The organism is Streptomyces sp. NPDC048751, assembly GCF_043198595.1.
Taxonomy (GTDB): domain Bacteria; phylum Actinomycetota; class Actinomycetes; order Streptomycetales; family Streptomycetaceae; genus Streptomyces.
On record NZ_JBICUX010000001.1, the window covers coordinates 930,141 to 950,050 of the forward strand.

The following is a 19,910-nucleotide window of genomic DNA, read 5'->3' on the forward strand; positions in this document are numbered from 1 at the left end:
TCACCAGTACTGGCTGCCCACCAGGTAGGCGACCATCATGAGCACGCCGAGGACCAGCGCGGGGATCGCCAGGCCCTTCGCGACCGAGGTCATGGTGCCGGTGTGGCGGGCCGCCGAGTCCGTGACGTGCTCCCGCCGCGTTCCGAGGTCGTGCCGTGCGAGGGCGCTGACGACGACTGCCAAGGCGGCGGTGATCAGGGAGATGATGAGCGGCGCAAGTGCTCCCTGGTCGCGAATGTTGTCCTCGAGGTTGCCGTCCACTCCCGCGTCGGCCCGATCCCCGACGGCCACCGCTCCGGCCTGGATGGCCAGGATGACCGTGATGACCGCGGTGACGGCGAGAGCGAGGGCCGCTCCGGCGAGGGCCGGGGCGCGGCTGAACGTGAACGGAGCCCGCCTCGGGGGTTCCTCCGGCGGCGGTTCGGGCGGTGGCTCCTCGGGCGGCGGAGGGTGGACGACCACGTCGTGCGGCTCGGTCGCATCATCGGACGCCGTCGGCTCCTGGTCCGTCGTGGGCCCCCGGCCGGTGGTCGGCTCCACCGTCACCTCGACGGGGATCAGCGTCTCCTCGGCGACCCCCTTCAGCACGATGTCCGCGGTCAGGTGCCCCTGTCCGGACGTCTCCACGCCGACCTTGAGACCGGTGGGCATCGGGTCCACCCGCACCCATGACCGGGTCGGATAGGCCACGCAGTGCCGGGCGAGCGGCGGGCCGCCCAGTGTCACGGACCGCTGCTCCGGGGTCGAGCCCTGCGGCACCGTGCCGAAGTTCAGGCGCGTCGGTGCGGGAGCCAGCCGGACCTTGCGCAGGGCACCCTTCGCGTCACCCGCGACGTCCGGCAGGTCGTTGCGGGCGATCCGCTCCAGATCCTGGCGGGCTCCTTCGGCGACGGAGAGGACGCCGCTGCGCAGACGGCGGCCCAGCTGCACGACGGCGCCCTGCCGGGTCACGATGTCGTCGCTGTTCATGGCGTTCTGGAGGAAGGGCGGCGAGGGCTCGGCCGCGATCTTTATGCGGGCACGTCGGCTGTGCGCCAGCCACGGATCCCCCTGCATCTCCACGGTGCGCTTCGGCGTCTGGTTCGGATTCTCCGCCTGCACGTGGTCCTGGACGTAGTCGCAGAGCTCGTTGAGACGCACCTCGCCGTCCTCGTCGCGGTCCGCCTCCCCGGTCTTCAGGCCGTCCACCACCGCCTGCGTGAACAGCGAGGGCCGAGGAGCGGAGTTCTCGGTGAGATCGGAGCCCTCGAAGGCGTATTCCATGGAGTCCGACGCCGTGATGACGGCCCAGCCCCGCCCGCCGGGCGACTTGGCCGCCTCGAAGGATTCGAGGACGTTCACGTCTCCGGAGGCGCGAACGGAGGACGATCCTCGGGTGAAGGCGCCGCCGTAGCAACAGTCGAGGAACATCACGGTCCGGCCCGCTCTGGTGCGGGACATGCAGCCGCGGACGAACTGGGACGAGATCGCCGTGGCGTCCAGCAGCCCCATCTCCGTGTCCCGGGCGGCGAAGTACAGCTCGCCGGACTCGCTCTTGAGCCCGTGGCAGGAGAAGTGCAGCAGGAGGGTGTCGTCGCGGACGCGCTGGGTGAAGAACTTCTGGATGCGTCTGCGCATGACATCGGCGGGCGCGTTGCGCACGACCTCCACGTCGAAGTCGCCGATCTGCGGATTCTGCAGCACCTCCGCGAGCGCGGCGGCGTCCTGGGCGGGCGCCCTGAGCTTCTTCAGTCCCCGGTCGTCGTAGTGGTCGTTGGCGATGATCAGGGCGTGCCGGGTTTCCGTCATGGTTGCGCCTCCGCGGTGGAATGGCGCCGGACGAACATCCCGAACGCCTCCCTGACCTGGTCGTCGGTCGCCTCGGAAACCTCTATGACGTCACCGTCCAACTCCAGACGCAGCGAGGGGCGTGAGTCATGGAACCGGCCCAGCCACGACCGCACCACGGTCACGACCTGGTTCAGAGCGGTCGCCGAACTGCCCAGCGCCACCATCAGGGCGCCGATCTGCGTGATGTCGACGGCCCGTGCCCCGGGCGGGACTTCCTCGCCCGGCACCGCCGTGACGTCGTCCACGTCCAGTTCGAGCAGTTCCTCGCGCAGGTAGCCGGTCAGCTCCGCCACGCGTTCGGGTTCCGCTTCCTCCTCGGAGAGGAGGACCAGCAGTTGCTTCTCCACCGGCTCAGCCCCTTCGGTCGTGCTCGCAGGGGCGGCGCGGAGCGGGCCATCAGCGGCTCCACGTCCGTATGTTCAGTGTCCGTCGGTGGCTGTGAGCTGGCAAATCAGGGGGCCTTGAGGGTCACGAGCTGCTCGCCCTCAGCCGAGCGGATCTCGTAGCGGAGGATGTCGTCGGCGTGCAGATCGGTACCGCCCTGCACGGAGGTGGGCCGGGCGTCGTGGTGGGGCACCATCCAGTTGGTGACCGTCCGTTCCGAGCCGTCCCGGCCGACGACGATCAGACGGCAGTTGCGAGGGCCCGCGCCGTCCTTCACCTGGAGCTGCACATTGCTGCCCCAGGCCTCGTCCTCGACCGTCACCTGCGCCCACACACCCGACCGCTCGTCCGTCGCGGTGACCTGCACGGCCTCCCTCTCGCCGCCGCTCGCCGACAGCATCATCAGAGCGGGTCCGGCCAGCGCCACGACCACGGAGGCGGCGACCGCGTACAGCACACGCCGACGGCGCGCCCGGTGCCGCGCGGCGACCTCGCCGAGCAGCCGGTCCAGCAGCCGCGGGCCGGCGCCGGCGAACGGGTGCACGACCCGCGGCGTCGCCTGCCGGTACAGCATCAACTGCCGTGTGGCGGGCCCGAACTCGCTGACCTGCGCCGCGCACTGAGGACACTCCATGAGGTGGTCCTCGAAGCGGAAGGCGTCCACTTCGTCCAGCACGCCGAGCGCGTAGGCGCCGGCGTCGTGATGCCTTTCCTGGGACCTCATGCGCAATCCTCGTGCCGTTGGGGGGCGGGTGGGGTTGTTACTCCTTGCTCCCACCCGTACGCACCCGGCACCCGAATCACTCAGCCGTACACACAATCGAGACCAAGATATTCGGAGCGGTTCGGGCCCCGGATTGGTCCGGTTCTAAAAAAGATGGATGGCGAGATGCCCGAGGGGCAACCCCAGCTGCCAGGCGGGCGTCCACACCTTCGGTCCCTCGTCCTCACCGACCACCGGAGCACCGCCCGGCACCGCGTTCAGATCGGGGGCGAGCAGCTCGGTCTCCTCCAGCCAACGCCAGGCGGCGGCGGCCAGTTCGAGGTCGGGCGCGGGGTCCGGGGACGTGGCCGCCTCGGCCGTCAGTACGGCCATCCGCTCGCTCACCCAGTCCTGCCACGGCTGGTCGTAGGCCGTCAGCGACAGCCAGGTCTCCAGCTGGGTCACGACCCGGATGCCCGGGAGCTCGCCGTCGGTGTCGGAGAGGAAGATGGTCAGCGCCAGGGCGTCGCGCCCGGCGCGGAACTCGAACGACGTCGGCGGCATGAGATCGCCGGTCCGCAGCAGTTCGTCGGCGATGTACTCGGCGTACAACCAGGCCATGGGAACGGTGAGTTCGCCGCCGCCGGTGCCGTCCGTGCTCTGATGACCTCTGTGCGGCATTCCTTCCTGCCTTCCTCCGGTGCGTGCGCGTCGCCCGAACCCGGGCCCCCCAGTCCGGAACACGGATAAGGACAGCCGATTACTCAACCGGGGTCCTCAGCAAGGCGCTTTACGGAGGTTTTGCTGTCCCATTGGTTTCACCGCAGGTCGGCCGCGTATCCCGGTAGCACCCTGCGCAGGGCGCGCAGCGCGTAGTACGCGCGGGACTTCACGGTACCGGGCGGAATCCCCAGGGTTGCGGCGGCCTCCGCCACACTCGCCCCCTGGAAGTACACGAGCACCAGGACTTCACGGTGCTCGGGAGTGAGAGTCTTCACAGCCTCCCGCACATCCAGGGTGGCGGCCGACCGCTCGGCGTGGTCCGCGCACATCGGCGCGTGCTCGAGCACCGCGTCGCCGACCTCCGCGGGCCGTGCCTGCCGGGCCCGCCGCGCGTCGATCGCGAGCCGCCGTCCCACGGTGAGCAGCCACGGCCGTACGGAGTCGAAGGCGTCGGCGCGCAGTGCCTCGGGGTGCTGCCAGGCCCGTACCAGCGTCTCCTGCACGAGGTCTTCCGCGCGCTGCCGGTCGCCGTCACTCAGCCTCAGCAGCAGCGCGAAGAGCGATCGGCCGTGCTCGCGCTGGAGTGCGGCGAGCTCGTGCTCGGCGGTCGTCCCGTTCGTACCGTTCGTGAGGGTGGTTCCGGCCGTCATGCGCGTATGGGACCGCAGGGCGGCGGCCGGGGACAGGGGGCGCACACGGGTCTGCGGCGGACGGTCGATCGCGTCGACGAACGGTTCGACGAACGGTCGGATCCCGCCACTCGCGCACACCGGACGGGTGAGTGGGGGCCCTGAGGCTGTTTGCGACAGCGGCCAATATCGTACCTATTTGTGCGTAAATATGACCTCAGTGGGGTGAGGAATGATCGCACGCAGACGACAGGTAGCCCTGGCACTCACGGCCCTCCTGGCCTCGGCCGCCGCCTGCCAGGCCCACCGCCACGAACCGCCCTCGGGGCCCGGGCGGCCGGCCCCGGCCGCCGACTCCGGTGCCTTCACCCTCGTCGCCTCCGGCGACGTCCTGCCGCACAGCTCGATCATCGAACGGGCGGGCTTCGACGCCGGCGGCACGGGCTACGACTTCCGCCCGATGTTCGCCGGAGTCCAGCCCGTGGTCTCCCGCGCCGACCTGGCGCTGTGTCACATGGAGACCGTGTACGGCGCGAACGGGGACTACACCGGCTACCCCGTCTTCAAGTCACCGCCCGAAGTGGCCGCGGGCCTCGCCTCGGTCGGCTACGACGGCTGCTCCACCGCCTCCAACCACTCCCTCGACGACGGCGCGGCGGGCATCGTGCACACGCTGGACACCCTCGACCGGTGGGGTGTGCGGCACGCCGGGTCGGCGCGTACGGAGGCCGAGGCGGGCGCCGTCACGATCCTGCGCGCCGGCTCGGCGCAGGTCGCCCACCTCGCCTACACCTACGACACCAACGGCCTGCCGTTCCCGCCCGGGCAGCCCTGGGCGGTCAACCTGATCGACGAACAGCGGATCCTCGCCGACGCCCGGGCCGCGCGGCAGGCGGGCGCCGATGTGGTCGTCGTGTCCCTGCACTGGGGCACCGAGTGGCAGGAGGAACCCGACGCCCTGCAGCAGAGCCTCGCCCAGCGGCTCACCGCCGCCCGCGTGGACGGCCGCCCGGCCGTCGACCTGATCCTCGGCACCCACGCCCATGTCCCGCAGGCCTACGAGAAGGTCAACGGCACCTGGGTGGTCTACGGGATGGGCGACCAGGTCGCCGGCGAGATGTTCAACCAGGGCGTCCAGGACCCCCGCGGCAACCAGTCCACCATCGCCCGCTTCACCTTCGCCCCGCCGAAGAGGCCGGGCGGGCGCTGGGAGGTCACCAAGGCGGAGTTCCTCCCCCAACTGTTCGACGTCGACGCCGGCCGCGCGGTCGACGTCAACCGGGCCATCGCCCAGGGCGCCGAACTGACCGGCGTCCGCGACCGCATCCGAGAGGTCGTACTCAGCCGGGGTGCCGCGAAGGACGGGCTGGTGATGGGGGAGTAGCAGGACGCCGCCGGGGCCGGGGCCGGGGGCTCGGGATCGGTGCACGGGGTGCGCCGGCCGAGGGGGCGTCGGCCCTGGGGGCGGGTTGCCCCTGGGGGCGCGTCAGCGCAAGGGGTGCTTTGGGCGAGGGGCGTGCACCCGCCTGCGAGGCCCTCGGGACGCGTTGCCCTGGGGGCGCGTTGCCCCTGGGGCGCGTCAGCGCAGGGGTGCTTCGGGCGAGGGGCACGCACCCGCCTGCGTTGGGCTCTGGGGCGCGTTGGCCCTTGGAGCGCGCTGCCATTGGATACGTGTTGCCCTGCGGGCCGCGTCAGCGCGAGGGGCGCTTCGGCCCAGGGGACGCACCCGCCTGCGGTGGCGTGTCGGCTCACGCCGGCGTGCTCGTCGGCCGTGGCGCGGCGCTCGCGGTGACGCGTCGGCCAACGACCGCGCGGCAGCGCTACGGCACCACCGTCACTGGCCACCGTCCCGCCTTCACCAGGCGGATCGCGACCGAACCGACGATCCGGTGTCCCGCCTGCTCCGAGGCTCCCACCACCACGGCGTCCGCCTTCAGTTCGTCCGCGGCCTTCACCAGGCCGCTGTAGGGGTCGCCGCGGAAGGTGTGGAACTCCCAGCGCACGTCGAACACCCCCTTCACCCGCTCGGTGGCGTCCCGTATCTCCCGCAGGAGGTCCTCGGCGATCGCGTCGGTCGTCCCGGCGACCGGCACCCCGAGCGCCGCGCTCGCCGTCATCACCGGCTGCACGTACACGGCGGCGAGCAGCGCCCGCTGGCGCCGGGCCAGCCCCGCGGCGTAGGCCGCGGCCCGGTAGGACGAGTCGGAGCCGTCCATGCCGACCACGATGACTTTCGGGCCGTCCGTTCCCAGCTCGAACTGGTGTTCGTGATGGTTCGTCACGGCAACGAGCGTAGCGGAAACCGCAGGTCCGGCCGGAGGCCGGGACCCGCTCGACGGGGGAGGACGCGCCGCTGTTCCTACAGTCGAAACCATGAGTGCGCCTTCGCCGAGGGCTTCGTCTCCGTACCGTCCCTGCACAAACGCTGGGGAAAGGGGCACTCGAACGGCGGGCAGCGGCCCGCCACCACCGAGGGGCTGCCGCCGTTGTCGGCGCTCGGCCTCGACGGAGGGGACGAAACCGGGCCCCGACGTGCCGGACGCGGACCTGCCCGAACAGGTCCGTGTCCGGCACCGCACACTGAAGCGGCTGCGCGCCGCGGGCACCGACACCTACCCGGTCGGCGTCGCACCGCGCACCATGCTCTCCCTCCCGATCCCGTTGGTACGCCGCCGCTGACCCGCCAGCGGAACTGCGCCGGGCGAGTGGAAACGTGCCGCCGTGCCGGTGTCGGTGAGGTGCCCCGGGCTTTTGTCGGGCGACTGATGAGTCATGAAGAAGGATCAGTTGCTCACGCGGCGCCGGGTGTTGCTCGCCGGAGGCGCCGCTCTGGGGGCGGCCGGCACGGCCGGACTGTTCGCACTGGGCACGACGGGCGGACCCGGCCCCGAGCCCTCGGCGGGGGGCGCCACGGCCGCCGGCGGAGGCGCCACCACCCCCGCCGGAGGGGCCACGGCTCCCACTGGAGGCGCCCCGGTGCGCCGCCTCCCGGTGACCCCCTCCACGTACCGCCTCCAGCCCCTGACCGGATACGGCGAGGCGCGCACCGGCCCGCGCCGCCCCCGCGTACGGCGCGAGCCGCTGCTACGGCTGTCGGGACGCGGCCGCACCATGGTGCTGACCTTCGACGACGGCCCCGACCCCCGCTACACCCCAGGCATCCTCGACACCCTGCGCGAGTACGACGTCCGCGCGATGTTCTTCGTCTGCGGGGAGATGGCCGCCGACAACAAGGACCTGCTGGCACGCATGGCCGACGAGGGCCACGTCGTCGGCAACCACACCTGGTCCCACCCCCTGCTGACCAGCCTCACCCGAGGACGCATCCGCTCCGAGATGGAAAGCACCTGCGACGTCATCGAGGACGCGTACGGCGAACGCCCCCAGTGGTTCCGCGCGCCCTACGGAGCCTGGAACCGCGCCGCGTTCCAGCTCGGCGCCGAACTCGGCATGGAACCGCTCGCCTGGACCGTCGACACCCTCGACTGGACCACCCCCGGCACCCGCACCATCATCGACCGGGTCGAGTACGGCGCCGCCCCCGGTGTCGTGGTGCTCTCGCACGACGCCGGGGGCGACCGCTCGCAGAGTGTGCGGGCGCTGCGCGCCTATCTCCCGCAACTGCTGGACGACGGCTATCACATCACCGTCCCGCGCCGGCAGTACGCCTAAGGGCTGTCCCGTAATCCCTGGCGGGCGTGCGACGACAGCTACGGCACCTCGCCGCGTTGTCGGGACGTCCGCATACATCCAGTATGCGGACGTCCCTCCGCCTTGCGATGCACCGCATCTGACGCCGCACGCTGATCCACCAGGGATTACGGGACAGCCCTTAGCGGGCCGGTACGGCCCTTCGCCGCCCCGGCCGGGAACGCCCGGCCGGGGAACGCTCAGCGGACCTCGACCAGGCGGGCGAATGCTACGACGTTTCCGTCGTAGCCGTTCTGCTTGGAGAAACCGCCGCCGCAGGTGATGATCCGGAGTTCCGGGGTGCCCTTCGAGGCATAGACACGGTCGCCGGGGAAATTGCTCTTCGCGAAGACCTCGATGCCGTAGAACTCGAAAACGGCGGTCTTCCCGTCTCCGCGCTCCACTTCGACGCGACTTCCCTTCTTCAGTGCCCCGAGGCCGTAGAACACGGCGGGGCCCTGCATGTTGTCGACGTGCCCGACGATGACCGCGGTTCCCTTCTCACCGGGCGACACGGCGCCGGTGAACCAGCCGGCCAGGTTCGGGTCCTCCGCGGGCGGCGCGCCGACCCAGCCGTCCGTGTCCAGGCCGACCGGCGTGACGGGCGCGTCCACCTGGATGGAGGGGATCCGCACCCGGGCGGGCACCGCGTACGGCAGCGCCTGCGGGGCGACGAAGGTGCTCGGAGCGGTACGGCTGTCCGCGGCGGCCGCCGACGCGGGCTGCGGAGGGCCGACGTCGAACTCCCCCGAACCATTGCGAATGAGCGCGAGACCAGTCAGCAGAACAAGCGCTGTCACGCCCCACGGGGCGCGCTTCCTCCGCCGCTCCTCCTCTTCGGCCACCTCGTACAGCTCGAACGCAGACATTGACATACAAGAACGCTAAGTCCACCGCACGCGACCGGCGACGGGGACAGATGCGAACGGGTGGCCCACGGGCCGCTCGGTGCGCCATCCGAGTCCTCGCTGATCAGAATTTTCTGACGGTCTGTGACCTGCGGTGATATCGCCTTGAATGGTTTTCCGACGGCGTGTCATCTCACCAGGACGGACCATTCCCGAAATGCGGGCGCGAGAAAGGCATCTGAGGGTTTTTTCGGGAGGCGCTTTCTCGCCGATCGACCGGGGACGGGTCCCGGGGCGCCTTCCGCGGAGGTTCACATGCGTACTCCTCGTGCCCTGGCGGTCTCGGCCGTCGCGGTCTCCGTCCTCGGCCTCGCCGCCCCGGCGGCCGTCGCGGACGGCATGGGCAACAGCGGCGCCAACGCCTACGTCAACAGTGGCGGCGACGGCGGCGGAAACGGCTTCGGCGGCAATGGCGGCAATGGCGGTGATGGGGGCAACGGCGGTAACGGGTTCGGCGGCGACGGCAACGGTGTCGGCGGCAACGGCAACGGCAACGGCTTCGGGGGGAACGGGAACGGGAACGGCGGCAACGGTGGCGGGCACGGGCGCGGGGACGGGAACGGCGGCAACGGTGGCGGGCACGGGGACGGCAATGGCTTCGGGGGGAACGGGAACGGCGGCAATGGTGGCGGGCGCGGGGACGGCAACGGCAACGGCTTCGGCGGCAACGGTGGGGGCAACGGCAACGCCGGCGGAAACGGCAACGATGGGCACGGCGGTGGCAACAGCGGCATCGCCAGCAACATCGTCGCCATGCCCAGCGTGATCGCCCGGGGTGGTCAGCTGACGGTGACGGTCGACGGATGCCCGGGCGGCGGCACGGCCAACTCCCCGGCCTTCACCTCGCCGGTGAACCTGCGCCGGGTCGGCGGCACCAGTGGGACCGCGAGCGGTACGGCGACCATCCGCGACAACGCCAACCCGGGGCCGTACAGCATCACGGCCAACTGCAACGGGCGTGCCCCGCTGACGCGCGACGCGGCCTTCACCGTCCTCGGCGGTGTCCGCGGAGGTCTCGGCGGCAGCAGCTCCAGCGGGGCGACGCCGACCGACATGGCCATCGGCGGCGGGCTCGTGGCCCTGGCCGTCATCGGCGGTGGCGTGTTCTGGCTGCGCCGCCGCTCCGAGAAGCGCATCTGAAACAGGTCTCCGCCCCGGATCCCGGGAAAAGGTCCGGGGCGGAGATGTCGGCCGGTCCCCGAGTGGGGCGCCCGTCAGCCCTTGACGCCCGGGAAGAGGGCCAGGAACGGCTCCGCTGACGCCGTGATGCCGCGGCTGTAGGGCGCGTCGAAGTCCCAGATGAGGAAGAGCAGGAAGGCGATCAGCGCGGAGAACAGCCCGGCGAGGACGAGTTCGCGCGGGGTCCGCCTGATCTGGAGGGCGAGGACCATTCCGATGGTGATCACCGCTCCGGCGATCAGCCCGAACCACACCACGCCGGGCATGGTCGGCTCGATCGAGTTCGAGCGGGACGTACGCGCCTGGTCCGCGGCGGCCACCTGGTCGACGAGTGGCTGGTAGGCCTGGGCCTCGAAGTCCGTCTGTGGCTCGTAGTCGGTGACGTCCGCGCGGACGCGCTCCAGCAGCTGGTCACCGCGCTCGGTGAGACGGCCGTCGTCGGCCATCGTCTTCCACTCGGTGGTGACGACGTGTCCGACATAGGTGTTGACGTCATCCCGAATACGGTCACGGGCCTCGACGGGATAGACGCGGACGCGCTCCGAGATCTCGTGCAGCGCCTGCGCCTCCGCCTGGACGTGGTCCTGGGCCACACTGCGGGCCTCCCAGACACCGGCGATGGCCAGGCCCAGGACGATGGCGTACACCACGCCGATCCACATCGTCATGTACTCGATGACGTCCGGGGTCTCGGACGGGTCGTCGTCCTCGCCCACCGAGCGGTGCCTCAGGAAGGTGATGACGAGCACCACGGCACACGCGGCAACCATCGCGAGGGTCAGAACAAGCCATTCCGGCAAGGGTTCCTCCAGGGATCAGCGCGGACGGAGCGCGGCGACGGCGACCACCGCGGGCACCGTGATGAGCAGGACGTGGGTGAGGGGCGACGTTCCCCCGTGCGCCGGCGCCTTGTGCGGCGGGGAGTGGTACTCCGGGTAGCTCACCGGCCGTACGGAGGGACGCGGGGCCGGCTCGGGCGTGGCTGACGGTGTGGGGGTGCGCGTCGGTGTGGGCGTCGGCGGCGGAGTGGGTGCCGGACGGGGGGCCGCGGGCCGCGGTGCCGGTGGGGGCGGGGGCGGCGGAGGCGGTGGATCGGGTGCCGGTGTGGGCGTCGGCCTCGGCGGCGGGGGTTTGGACGGCTGGGGCGTGGGTGTGGGCGTGGGCGGGGGGCTCGGCGGCGGGGTGGGAGTCGGTGTCGGTGTCGGTGTCGGGCACGGCGGCGGGGGTGTCGGCACCGGGCACGGCGGAGGGGTCGGCCAGGTGTGGCTTCCGGCGACGGCCACCACCTCGATGCCGTTCGGACCCGTGGAGGCGGACGCGCACGCGTCGGCCGACGCGGTGCCCGCCGGTGCGCCCACGAGGATCCACGTCATGGTCATCAGGGCCAACGCCCTTGAGACAAAAGGGGATCTGGTCGGTTCGGATGCATGCACGACGAAGATCATGAGTCCTCGCGCGCGGGCAGGCGTCCGTACCGCGAGCAGATTGCCCCGAACGAGGGAAGTTCGGCCCCCGGGGTTTGCCGCACGGCTTTCCGAGGACCGTCGCCGGTCCTCCGGGAACCTCCTTCACGGTTCCTGGAAAGAAATTTGTGCCGGCGTTGAACACACCCACGGGTTCCCTGCGTACTCATGACCGTGCGGCGGCGCAGCAGGGCGCTGCGACATCCTTGTGATTTACGGGAGTTGACGACGATGAAGACCTCCTGGCGGAGCGCCTCACTCGTGGCGAGCGCTGCGGCCGTGCTGGCGCTGACGACGGCGTGCGGTCAGGAATCCGGCTCGGCGTCGAGTCAGAACGTGGGCGCCACGGCCGCGGCCGGCGCCGGCACTGTGGCCGGTACCGGCACCGTGGCTGGTACCGGTGACTACGGAAGCGCCGGTGCCGGCGCGGCGGCCGGTTCCGCCGCTCCCTCGGCCCCCGCCTCCGTGCCTGACGCGCAGGGTGTCGGGGCCGGGAAGCTGGCCGTGTCCACCAACGCCGAACTCGGCGAGGTGCTGACCGACGGCAACGGCATGACCCTCTACCGGTTCGACCAGGACACCGCCGAACCGCCGAAGTCGAACTGTGACGGCGACTGCGCGACGGCCTGGCCGCCCGTGCCCGCGGACGACGCGGCCGCCGGCGAGGGCATCGACAAGTCCGCGCTCGGCGAGGTCACCCGCGCCGACGGCACCAAGCAGCTGACCATCGGCGGCTGGCCGGCCTACCGCTACGCCAAGGACAAGTCCGCCGGTGACGTCAACGGCCAGGGTGTGGGCGGCAAGTGGTACGCGCTGGCCCCCGACGGCAAGAAGGCGAAGGGCAGTTCCGACCTGCCCGGACTGTCCACCCGCAAGGACCCCAACCTCGGTGAGATCGTCGTCGACAAGAACGGCATGACGGTCTACCGCTTCGTCAAGGACAAGGCGTGGCCGAAGCCCGTCTCGAACTGCAAGGATGCCTGCCTGGACAAGTGGCCGGTCGTCGCGCCGGTCGAGGTCAACGACACCCAGGGCGTCCAGAAGAAGGGCCTGATGAGCTTCACCCGGCCCGACAACGGCGTGAAGCAGATGACGGTCAACTGCTCGCCGATCTACACCTTCGCCGGTGACAAGGCCCCCGGCGACATCAACGGTCAGGGCGTCGGTGGCACGTGGTACGCCGTGGCCCCCGACGGAAAGCTGGTCGGCGCTCCGGCGCAGTAGAGATCACCTCCCCAGGGCCGATCCTTGCCCGCTCCGGTGTGACCGACCCCTGGTCCGCCCCCCTCCGCGCCGCACGGAGGGGGGCGGACCGCTGTCGTGGCACGTGACGCGTGGCAGTGACCGGGAACGGACGGTCAATTTCCGTTTCCGCTCGTTCTTTTGGCGGGCGATCAGTAGCCTCTGCTCGAACACCGGATCGCCTAGCGCCTTGGAGAGATAGATGGAGCGTCCCGCCTGGGCCCCACGAAGCATCGACATCTCGGTGCCCAGTGTCGCGCGGATCTACGACTACTACCTGGGCGGTTCGCACAACTTCGAGGCCGACCGGGAAGCGGCCCGCCAGGCCATGGAGTTCATGCCGGGACTTCCGAAGATCATGCAGGCGAACCGGGCGTTCATGCGCCGCGCGGTGCGGTTCGCGGCCGACGAGGGCATCACCCAGTTCCTCGACATCGGCTCGGGCATCCCCACCTTCGGCAACGTCCACGAGGTGGCCCAGGCGGCGAGCCCCGGCGCGCGCGTGGTCTACGTCGACCACGACCCGGTGGCCGTCGCGCACAGCCAGGCGGTCCTCGCGGGCAACGCCGACGCCGCCGTCGTCGCCGCCGACCTCCGCAAGCCCCAGGAGATCCTCGCCGACTCCCAGGTTCTCGACCTGATCGACCTGAATCGGCCAGTGGCGCTGCTTCTCGTTGCCATACTGCACTTCGTGGAAGACGCGGACGACCCGTACGGTGCGGTGGCCGAGCTGCGCGAGGCACTCGCGCCAGGCAGCCTGCTGATCCTCACGCATGCCTCGTACGAGGGAATCCCGCTGGCACCCGAGCGGGCCGAGGGCGCGGTGGACGTGTACAAGGGCATTCGCAACCCGCTGATCATGCGCTCGCGTGACGAGATCGCGCGGTTCTTCGAGGGGTACGACATGGTGGAACCGGGACTGGTGTCGCCGCCGCGCTGGCGGCCGGAGACGGCTCCGGAGGACGAGGATCCCTATGCCTTCTCCGGGTTCGCGGGCGTGGGGCGTACCGCGTGACCGCGGAGCCGGACGGGCCGGAGGGCAGACTGCGCCGGTTCGCGACGATCTGGAGCCGGGCGGTGTTCCCGGTGACGTCGACCTCGCTGACCCGGCCCGAGTTCGAGGAGCGGCTCCTGCCGCTCGCCCGCCGCCTGAGCGAGGCGCTGCGGGCCAGGGCGTTCGACGCCGAGGCCGCGAAGGCCGTCGGCGCCGCGCTCGTCGACGCGCACTGCACCGACCCGGACGCCCTCAGCCACAGCCTGGACTGCGTCGACGCCTACCTCGTGCTCTACTGCGGCGAGGACGGCCACCAGGAGGAGCTGCGCACCCGCTGCTCCCGGTTGCAGCACGCCATGGCCGCCGGCTTCGCGCGGGCGCTGCGTGAGCGGACTCTGGCCGAGCAGGAGGCCATCGCCCAGGCCGCGTTGCAGGCGCAGGGCGTGGTCGCGCAGGCGCTGCACGCGAGCGAGGCCCGCTTCCGCGCGGTCTTCGAGGGCGCCGCCATAGGCATCGGCATCGCCGACCTCGACGGCAACGTCCTCCAGGTCAACGGGGCACTGATGCGCATGTTCGGCGGCTCCGAGCAGACGGTGCGCGGCCGCAACGTCCGGGAGTGGACGCACGCCGACGACGCCCCGCAGGTCTGGCGGCTCTACGAGGAGCTGGTGCGCGGCGAACGCGAGCACTACCACGTGGAGAAGGCGTTCTGCCGCCCCGACGGAACGGCCCTGTGGACCAACCTGACGGTCTCCCTGCTGCGCGACGCCGACGGCGACCCCCGGTACCAGCTGGCCCTCATGGAGGACACCACCGAGCGCCGCCTGCTCAACCTGCGGCTGCGCTACGAGGCCACGCACGACGCCCTCACCGGTCTGCCCAACCGCACCCTGTTCTTCGAACGCCTGGAGAAGGTGCTGGCCGCCGGCGAGAACCAGCGCTTCGGCCTGTGCTACCTCGACCTCGACGGCTTCAAGACCATCAACGACAGCCTCGGCCACGCCGCCGGCGACCGGCTGCTCGTCGAGGTCGCCGACCGGTTGCAGTCCTGCGCCACCGCGCCGGGCGAGATGGTGGCGCGCCTCGGCGGCGACGAGTTCGTGGCGCTGACCACCGGCCCCGAGACCCGGTGCGAGGTCGACGAACTCGCCGGACGCATCATGAACGCGCTGATCGCCCCGGTCAGTGTGGACGGCCGGGAGCTGACGGTGCGGGGGAGCATCGGCATCGTGGAGGGTGCGGCGGGAGAGCGCAGCGCCGCGGAGGTGCTGCGCAGCGCCGACATCACGATGTACCGGGCCAAGTCCGCGGGCGGCAACCGCTTCGAGCTCGCCGACCCGGAGGCCGACGCCCGCGCCATCACCCGCAACGGGCTCACCACGGCGCTGCCGACCGCCCTGGAGCGGGGTGAGTTCTTCATCGAGTACCAGCCGCTGGTCCACCTCGGCGACGGCAGTGTGCGCGGTGCCGAGGCGCTGGTGCGCTGGCTGCACCCGCAGCACGGGGTGCTCGGCCCCGACCGGTTCATCCCGCTCGCCGAGCACACCGGGCTGATCGTGCCGCTGGGGCGCTGGGTCCTGGCGCAGTCGGTGAGACAGGCCCGCGAGTGGCGAGAACGGCACGGCGGGAACGCGCTCACCGGCCCGCTGCGCGTCAACGTCAACCTCTCGCCCTGCCAGCTCAGCCATCCAGGGCTGGTCCAGGACACCATCGACATCCTGGAGCGCGAGGGCCTGGAGCCCCGGGCGCTGTGCCTGGAGGTCACCGAGTCGGCGCTGATCGGCGCCGACGACGATCTGCTGAAGCCGCTGCGCCGCCTCGCCGAGATGGGCGTCGACATCGCCCTGGACGACTTCGGCACCGGCTACTCCAACCTCGCCAACCTGCGCCGCCTCCCGGTGAGCATCCTCAAGCTGGACCGCTCCTTCACCCAGAGCATGCAGCAGTTCCCGGCCGACCCCGTCGACCTCAAGATCGTCGAGGGGATCGTCTCCCTCGCCCACAGCCTCGACCTCGCGGTCACCGTCGAGGGTGTCGAGACCGGCGCTCAGGCCGAACAACTGCGGATACTGGGCTGCGACACCGCCCAGGGCTGGTACTACGCCCGCCCCGGCCCCCCGGAACGCCTGCACGAGCTGGCCCTGGTGGACGCGACGGGGTGACTACGAAACCGATGTCCTGTCCGTCGTCCAGGGCTGAGGCGGGCGCAGGGCGCGCGGTGAGGCGCCGAGTTCGCGGCGGCAGGTCTTGTTGAAGGCCTGGAGGTCGGGGATGCCGACGGAGACCGCGATGGCCGGGATGGAGAGGGTGGTGGCGCGCAGCAGGTGATGCGCGCGGGCCATCCGACGGGCCCGGATGTAGGCGATGACGGTGTCGCCGGTGGCGGCGCGGAACAGCCGCGTGAGGTGGTTGTGCGAGACACCGGCGACGCGGGCCACGCCCGGGACGGTCAGCGGATCGGCCAGGTGTGCCTCGATGTGGGCGATGGCGGTGGTGACGGCGGGGTGAGGGCCGGCGCCTGCGCCGTGCGGGGGAGGCTCGGTGAGGTGGGCCACCCGCCAGAGCGCGGCCCAGACCTCGGCGGTGGCGCGGACGGGCGTGCTCGGCCAGGAGGCCAGTGCCTGGTGCAGTTGCGCGGTCAGGGCGGGCAGCTGGGTTCCGGCGTCCTGCATGACCGGGATCGCGCGGGACGTGCCGGTGGCCGGCAGGCGGAGGTGGGCGTAGAGGTGCTCCGAGCGGCCGCGGTACCGGAACCGGGTGGTGGCACCGGGCGGCACGAGGCTGACCCGGCCGGGGCGGATGGCGTGCGGGGTGCCGTCGACCGTGAGGTCCGCCTCGTAGCGGTAGAGGTGGAGCTGCCACAGATCGGGGAGCCGGAAGACGTCGGTGTGCCCGGCGGGACCGTGGACGCCGACACCGACGCTGGCGAGCACCGGAGGCGCGTCCAGATGGGCGACAACCGTCTGCATGGTGAGAAATTACCAGTAGTGGTGAGCCGGGCCAACGCCCCGAAGGGCCTGGGCTGCCTAGCGTTCCGGGTATGGCAGTCACAGAACACTTGCTGAGTTCGGTCCACCTGGCCCGTTTCGTGGCGCGCGGCTCGCTGCGCATGGACGCCGTGGTCCCGGCCCGGATGAACACCGAGGCGCTGGAGGTGCTGAGCGCGGGCGTGGCGCCGGTGCCGTACGGGACGCCCGTGTCGACGGCGTACCCCGAGGGGTCGTTCGTCCGGCGACTCCTGGAGCTTCCCGAGGTGGCGGGGGCACTGCACAGCCTCGTGGGGCCGGAGCCGAACGTCGACCACCACTTCGTGCACATCCGCGAGCCGCGCGGAGGTGATGCGCAGCCGCTGCACGGGGACGCGATCATCGACGTCCGGTCGGACGCGTTCGACGTGCAGCTCATGTACTACCCGCAGGAGGTCACGCTGGAGATGGGCGGCACGCTGAGCGTCCCCGGCAGCCACCTGCGGCGGACCAACGAGAGCGACACGGGCCGCTACCAGAACCTGCGCGGGCAGGAACGCTTGACCTGTCCGGCCGGCACGGTGGTGTTTTTGCACCACGGCATCTGGCACGGTGGGCGGCGCAACGACAGTGACACGCCCCGCTACATGTTCAAGATCCGGTTCAATCCGGTGGTCCGGCAGCGGCGGCTGTGGGACACCGCCGACCTGGCGGATCCGCGGGTGCGGTCGGAACTGGACACGGTGTTCCCGTGGTACGAGCCGGCGACGGGCCGTCTGGAGCGCTACAACCGGGTCATGCTCTGGCGGGCGCTGACCGGTGACGACTCCTTCGACCTGGACCACTGGGTGACCCGGGTCTCGAACCGCCCGCAGGCGGACGTCTCGCAGGAGGTACCGGCATGACCACCAGTCCCCGCATGACCGCCACACCGCTCAGGCAGCAGGTCCTGGTCCTGTACCTGGCCACGTCGGCGCTGGACTCGTCCGTCGTCGGCTGGTCCGTCTACGACGGCACGGGCCGCACCAGGCCGACGACCGGCGACAGCGACGAGCCACCGTACGAGACGGGCCTGGCCGCGCTGCTCGACGGCTGGCGCCTGTTCCAGGCGGCCCAGCTCATCCCGCCCTACCCGGGCGGCGAGTACGACGTGTCGTTCCTCAAGCACGAGTTCTTCTTCGACAGGCTCGTGGAGACCGAGGCCCCCTAGGGCCTGTCGTTTGGATCATCCCGGCGTCGCGGGGGCCGGCACGCACATCTGCCGCGTTGTCGTCGGTTGCCAACTCCCCCACGCTCGGCTTCGCTCGCGCGGGAGGGACCCCCATCGCGTTGACGCCCTCCTCCGCCTTGCAGCTGCACGCACCAGACCCCGCTCGGGTCGGCTGCAAGGCGCCGCGTCTTACAGCCGGCCTGATCCAAACGACAGGCCCTAGGGGCGCGGGGAACTGCGCGACCAGCCACGACGGTGCCGCAGACCTCAACGGCGCTTGCCCTGAACGGTGCAGCAGCAGCGCAGCGCCCCTCACCGCTCGAGCAGCATCCGCTGCAACTCCCTGGCCGCCCGAGGCGGAGCCACATCACTCCGGTGTGCCAGGGCGATCGTGCGGTGCAGTCCGGGCCGGGCCAGCGGGGTCACCCGCAGGCCCCGCCCGGACCGTGCCGCCACCATCCGGGGGACGACCGCCACTCCCAGCCCCGCCCGCACGAACCCCAGCACCGCGTCCATCTCGCCGCCCTCCACCGCGAAATCCGGCTCGAACCCCTCCGCCCGGCAGGCGGCCACGGTCAGCTCCCGCAGGTCGTAGCCGTGCCGGAACATCACAAGACGCTCGCCCTCCAGCTCCGCGACCCGCACCACCCGCCCGCCCCGCCCGGGCGCCCGTGCCTCCGGCGACGACACCACCACCAGGTCCTCGCGCAGCAAGTCCACCGTCGTCAGCGCCGGTGACGGCGTCGGCAGTGGCAGCACCACCAGGGCCAGATCGAGCGCGCCGCGCGCCAACTCCCGTACGAGGTCGTGCGAACCGCCCTCCTCGATCAGCAGCCGGATGCCGGGATAGCGGTCGTGGAAGGCGCGCAGCACGTCCGGGAGCAGACCGGTGCACAGGCTGGGCGTGGCCCCCAGCCGCACCCGGCCACTGCGCAGCTGCGCCAGCTCCTGCACCTCGTGCCGCGCGGTCTCCGCGTCCGCCAGGATGCGCCGGGCCAGCGGCAGCAGCGCCTCGCCGGCGTCGGTGAGCGTGATGTTGCCCCGCGCCCGCAGGAACAGATCCGCCCCGAGCTCCCGCTCCAGCGCCTTGATCTGCTGGGACAGCGACGGCTGGGCGACATGGACGAGGTCCGCGGCCCGGGTGAAGTGCCGGGTCTCGGCGACCGCCACGAAGTACTGGAGCTGCTGGAACTGCATCCCGCCACTATAGGCGTTCCCTATGGAATCAAGCCGGACCATGTCTTGGACCGATCAGGGTGGCCGGGCCTAGCGTCTTGAGCCATGGCTCTGGCAACGCGGACGGACCGACGGCCTTCCATGGCACGCACCGTGTGGGACTCCACCGTCGGCAAGAAGACCGTGATGGCCGTCAGCGGCATGATCATGCTGCTGTACCTGGTCGTCCACATGATCGGCAATCTGAAGATCTTCTTCGGGGCCGGCGAGTTCAACCACTACGCCCACTGGCTGCGCACCGTGGGTGAACCGTTCATGCACTACGAGTGGACACTCTGGCTCGTCCGGATCGTGCTCGTGGTCGCCGTCGTCGCCCACGCCACGTCCGCCTACCAGCTCAGCCGCCGCGACATCAAGGCACGGCCCAGCAAGTACGTGCACAAGAAGCCGAGGGCGAGCTACGCGACCCGCACGATGCGCTGGGGCGGAATCATCCTCGGCCTGTTCATCGTCTGGCACATCCTGGACCTCACCACCGGCACCGTGCACTCCGGCGGCTTCCAGGAGGGCCACCCGTACCAGAACGTCGTGGACACCTTCTCCACCTGGTACGGCAACGTCATCTACATCGTCGCGATGCTCGCGCTCGGCCTGCACATCCGGCACGGCTTCTGGAGCGCCGCCCAGACCCTCGGCGTCGGCAGCCGCACCCGCGACCGCGCCCTGAAGACCGTCGCCGACGTCCTCGCGCTGCTGCTCACGGCCGGTTTCATCGCCGTACCCGTGGGCGTCATGACCGGAGTGGTGAGCTGA

21 protein-coding genes are annotated in these 19,910 nt (G+C 71.2%); 10 read left to right on the forward strand and 11 right to left on the reverse strand.

The window, feature by feature from the left end:
• From ACGFNV_RS04140 to ACGFNV_RS04160, 5 genes are all read right to left on the reverse strand, one after another.
• Positions 1–1,788 carry a caspase domain-containing protein gene (locus ACGFNV_RS04140; protein ID WP_393619194.1) on the reverse strand — a complete coding sequence of 596 codons (1,788 nt, stop codon included), beginning with the start codon at positions 1,786–1,788 and terminating at the stop codon, positions 1–3.
• Positions 1,785–2,177: a hypothetical protein gene (locus ACGFNV_RS04145; protein WP_393619196.1), complete on the reverse strand. Its 393-nt coding sequence runs from the start codon at positions 2,175–2,177 to the stop codon at positions 1,785–1,787. The genes ACGFNV_RS04140 and ACGFNV_RS04145 overlap by 4 nt, the downstream gene beginning before the upstream one ends.
• 104 nt (positions 2,178–2,281) lie before the next feature.
• Positions 2,282–2,938, reverse strand: coding sequence for a zf-HC2 domain-containing protein (locus tag ACGFNV_RS04150; RefSeq protein ID WP_393619198.1), 657 nt, complete (start codon positions 2,936–2,938; stop codon positions 2,282–2,284).
• 144 nt (positions 2,939–3,082) lie between these two features.
• Positions 3,083–3,598, reverse strand: a complete 516-nt coding sequence (locus ACGFNV_RS04155) for a hypothetical protein (protein WP_133925380.1) — start codon at positions 3,596–3,598, stop codon at positions 3,083–3,085.
• Positions 3,599–3,735: 137 nt separating this feature from the next.
• Positions 3,736–4,290 carry a sigma-70 family RNA polymerase sigma factor gene (locus ACGFNV_RS04160; protein WP_393619200.1) on the reverse strand — a complete coding sequence of 185 codons (555 nt, stop codon included), beginning with the start codon at positions 4,288–4,290 and terminating at the stop codon, positions 3,736–3,738.
• A gap of 211 nt (positions 4,291–4,501) precedes the next feature.
• On the opposite strand from ACGFNV_RS04160, the gene ACGFNV_RS04165 reads away from it, so the two are divergent.
• Entirely contained in the window at positions 4,502–5,653 is a 1,152-nt protein-coding gene (locus ACGFNV_RS04165; protein WP_393619201.1) for a CapA family protein, read from the forward strand.
• Positions 5,654–6,089: 436 nt separating this feature from the next.
• Here ACGFNV_RS04165 and ACGFNV_RS04170 read toward each other — a convergent pair whose 3' ends face one another.
• Positions 6,090–6,551 carry a universal stress protein gene (locus ACGFNV_RS04170; protein WP_393619202.1) on the reverse strand — a complete coding sequence of 154 codons (462 nt, stop codon included), beginning with the start codon at positions 6,549–6,551 and terminating at the stop codon, positions 6,090–6,092.
• A gap of 250 nt (positions 6,552–6,801) precedes the next feature.
• On the opposite strand from ACGFNV_RS04170, the gene ACGFNV_RS04175 reads away from it, so the two are divergent.
• Together ACGFNV_RS04175 and ACGFNV_RS04180 are read left to right on the forward strand one after the other, a co-directional pair.
• Positions 6,802–6,948, forward strand: coding sequence for a hypothetical protein (locus ACGFNV_RS04175; protein WP_393619203.1), 147 nt, complete (start codon positions 6,802–6,804; stop codon positions 6,946–6,948).
• A 93-nt stretch (positions 6,949–7,041) separates the two neighbouring features.
• Positions 7,042–7,941, forward strand: a complete 900-nt coding sequence (locus ACGFNV_RS04180; protein ID WP_393619204.1) for a polysaccharide deacetylase family protein — start codon at positions 7,042–7,044, stop codon at positions 7,939–7,941.
• Positions 7,942–8,159: 218 nt separating this feature from the next.
• On the opposite strand, the gene ACGFNV_RS04185 is transcribed toward ACGFNV_RS04180, so the two are convergent.
• Positions 8,160–8,828 carry a class F sortase gene (locus tag ACGFNV_RS04185; protein WP_393620017.1) on the reverse strand — a complete coding sequence of 223 codons (669 nt, stop codon included), beginning with the start codon at positions 8,826–8,828 and terminating at the stop codon, positions 8,160–8,162.
• A gap of 771 nt (positions 8,829–9,599) precedes the next feature.
• Between ACGFNV_RS04185 and ACGFNV_RS04190 the strand changes: the two genes are divergently transcribed.
• On the forward strand, positions 9,600–10,007 hold the full coding sequence (locus ACGFNV_RS04190) for a hypothetical protein (protein WP_393620018.1): 408 nt from the start codon (positions 9,600–9,602) through the stop codon (positions 10,005–10,007).
• A gap of 74 nt (positions 10,008–10,081) precedes the next feature.
• On the opposite strand, the gene ACGFNV_RS04195 is transcribed toward ACGFNV_RS04190, so the two are convergent.
• Both ACGFNV_RS04195 and ACGFNV_RS04200 read right to left on the reverse strand, forming a co-directional pair.
• Positions 10,082–10,846, reverse strand: coding sequence for a hypothetical protein (locus ACGFNV_RS04195; RefSeq protein WP_393619206.1), 765 nt, complete (start codon positions 10,844–10,846; stop codon positions 10,082–10,084).
• Positions 10,847–10,861: 15 nt separating this feature from the next.
• Positions 10,862–10,990, reverse strand: coding sequence for a hypothetical protein (locus tag ACGFNV_RS04200; RefSeq protein ID WP_393619208.1), 129 nt, complete (start codon positions 10,988–10,990; stop codon positions 10,862–10,864).
• Between the two features lie 750 nt (positions 10,991–11,740).
• On the opposite strand from ACGFNV_RS04200, the gene ACGFNV_RS04205 reads away from it, so the two are divergent.
• From ACGFNV_RS04205 to ACGFNV_RS04215, 3 genes are all read left to right on the forward strand, one after another.
• Entirely contained in the window at positions 11,741–12,733 is a 993-nt protein-coding gene (locus ACGFNV_RS04205; protein WP_393619209.1) for an SCO0930 family lipoprotein, read from the forward strand.
• Between the two features lie 220 nt (positions 12,734–12,953).
• Complete coding sequence (locus ACGFNV_RS04210) at positions 12,954–13,766, forward strand: SAM-dependent methyltransferase (RefSeq protein WP_393619211.1); 813 nt, start codon at positions 12,954–12,956, stop codon at positions 13,764–13,766.
• Positions 13,763–15,907: a putative bifunctional diguanylate cyclase/phosphodiesterase gene (locus ACGFNV_RS04215; RefSeq protein WP_393619212.1), complete on the forward strand. Its 2,145-nt coding sequence runs from the start codon at positions 13,763–13,765 to the stop codon at positions 15,905–15,907. Before ACGFNV_RS04210 ends, ACGFNV_RS04215 begins: the two co-directional genes overlap by 4 nt.
• On the opposite strand, the gene ACGFNV_RS04220 is transcribed toward ACGFNV_RS04215, so the two are convergent.
• Complete coding sequence (locus tag ACGFNV_RS04220) at positions 15,908–16,714, reverse strand: helix-turn-helix domain-containing protein (RefSeq protein ID WP_393619214.1); 807 nt, start codon at positions 16,712–16,714, stop codon at positions 15,908–15,910. It abuts the gene before it with no gap.
• Positions 16,715–16,785: 71 nt separating this feature from the next.
• On the opposite strand from ACGFNV_RS04220, the gene ACGFNV_RS04225 reads away from it, so the two are divergent.
• Together ACGFNV_RS04225 and ACGFNV_RS04230 are read left to right on the forward strand one after the other, a co-directional pair.
• Positions 16,786–17,616, forward strand: a complete 831-nt coding sequence (locus ACGFNV_RS04225; protein ID WP_393619215.1) for a phytanoyl-CoA dioxygenase family protein — start codon at positions 16,786–16,788, stop codon at positions 17,614–17,616.
• Entirely contained in the window at positions 17,613–17,921 is a 309-nt protein-coding gene (locus ACGFNV_RS04230; RefSeq protein ID WP_393619217.1) for a hypothetical protein, read from the forward strand. The genes ACGFNV_RS04225 and ACGFNV_RS04230 overlap by 4 nt, the downstream gene beginning before the upstream one ends.
• Positions 17,922–18,233: 312 nt before the next feature.
• Here ACGFNV_RS04230 and ACGFNV_RS04235 read toward each other — a convergent pair whose 3' ends face one another.
• Positions 18,234–19,118, reverse strand: coding sequence for a LysR family transcriptional regulator (locus ACGFNV_RS04235; RefSeq protein ID WP_393619218.1), 885 nt, complete (start codon positions 19,116–19,118; stop codon positions 18,234–18,236).
• Between the two features lie 120 nt (positions 19,119–19,238).
• On the opposite strand from ACGFNV_RS04235, the gene ACGFNV_RS04240 reads away from it, so the two are divergent.
• Positions 19,239–19,910, forward strand: coding sequence for a succinate dehydrogenase (locus ACGFNV_RS04240; RefSeq protein ID WP_393619220.1), 672 nt, complete (start codon positions 19,239–19,241; stop codon positions 19,908–19,910).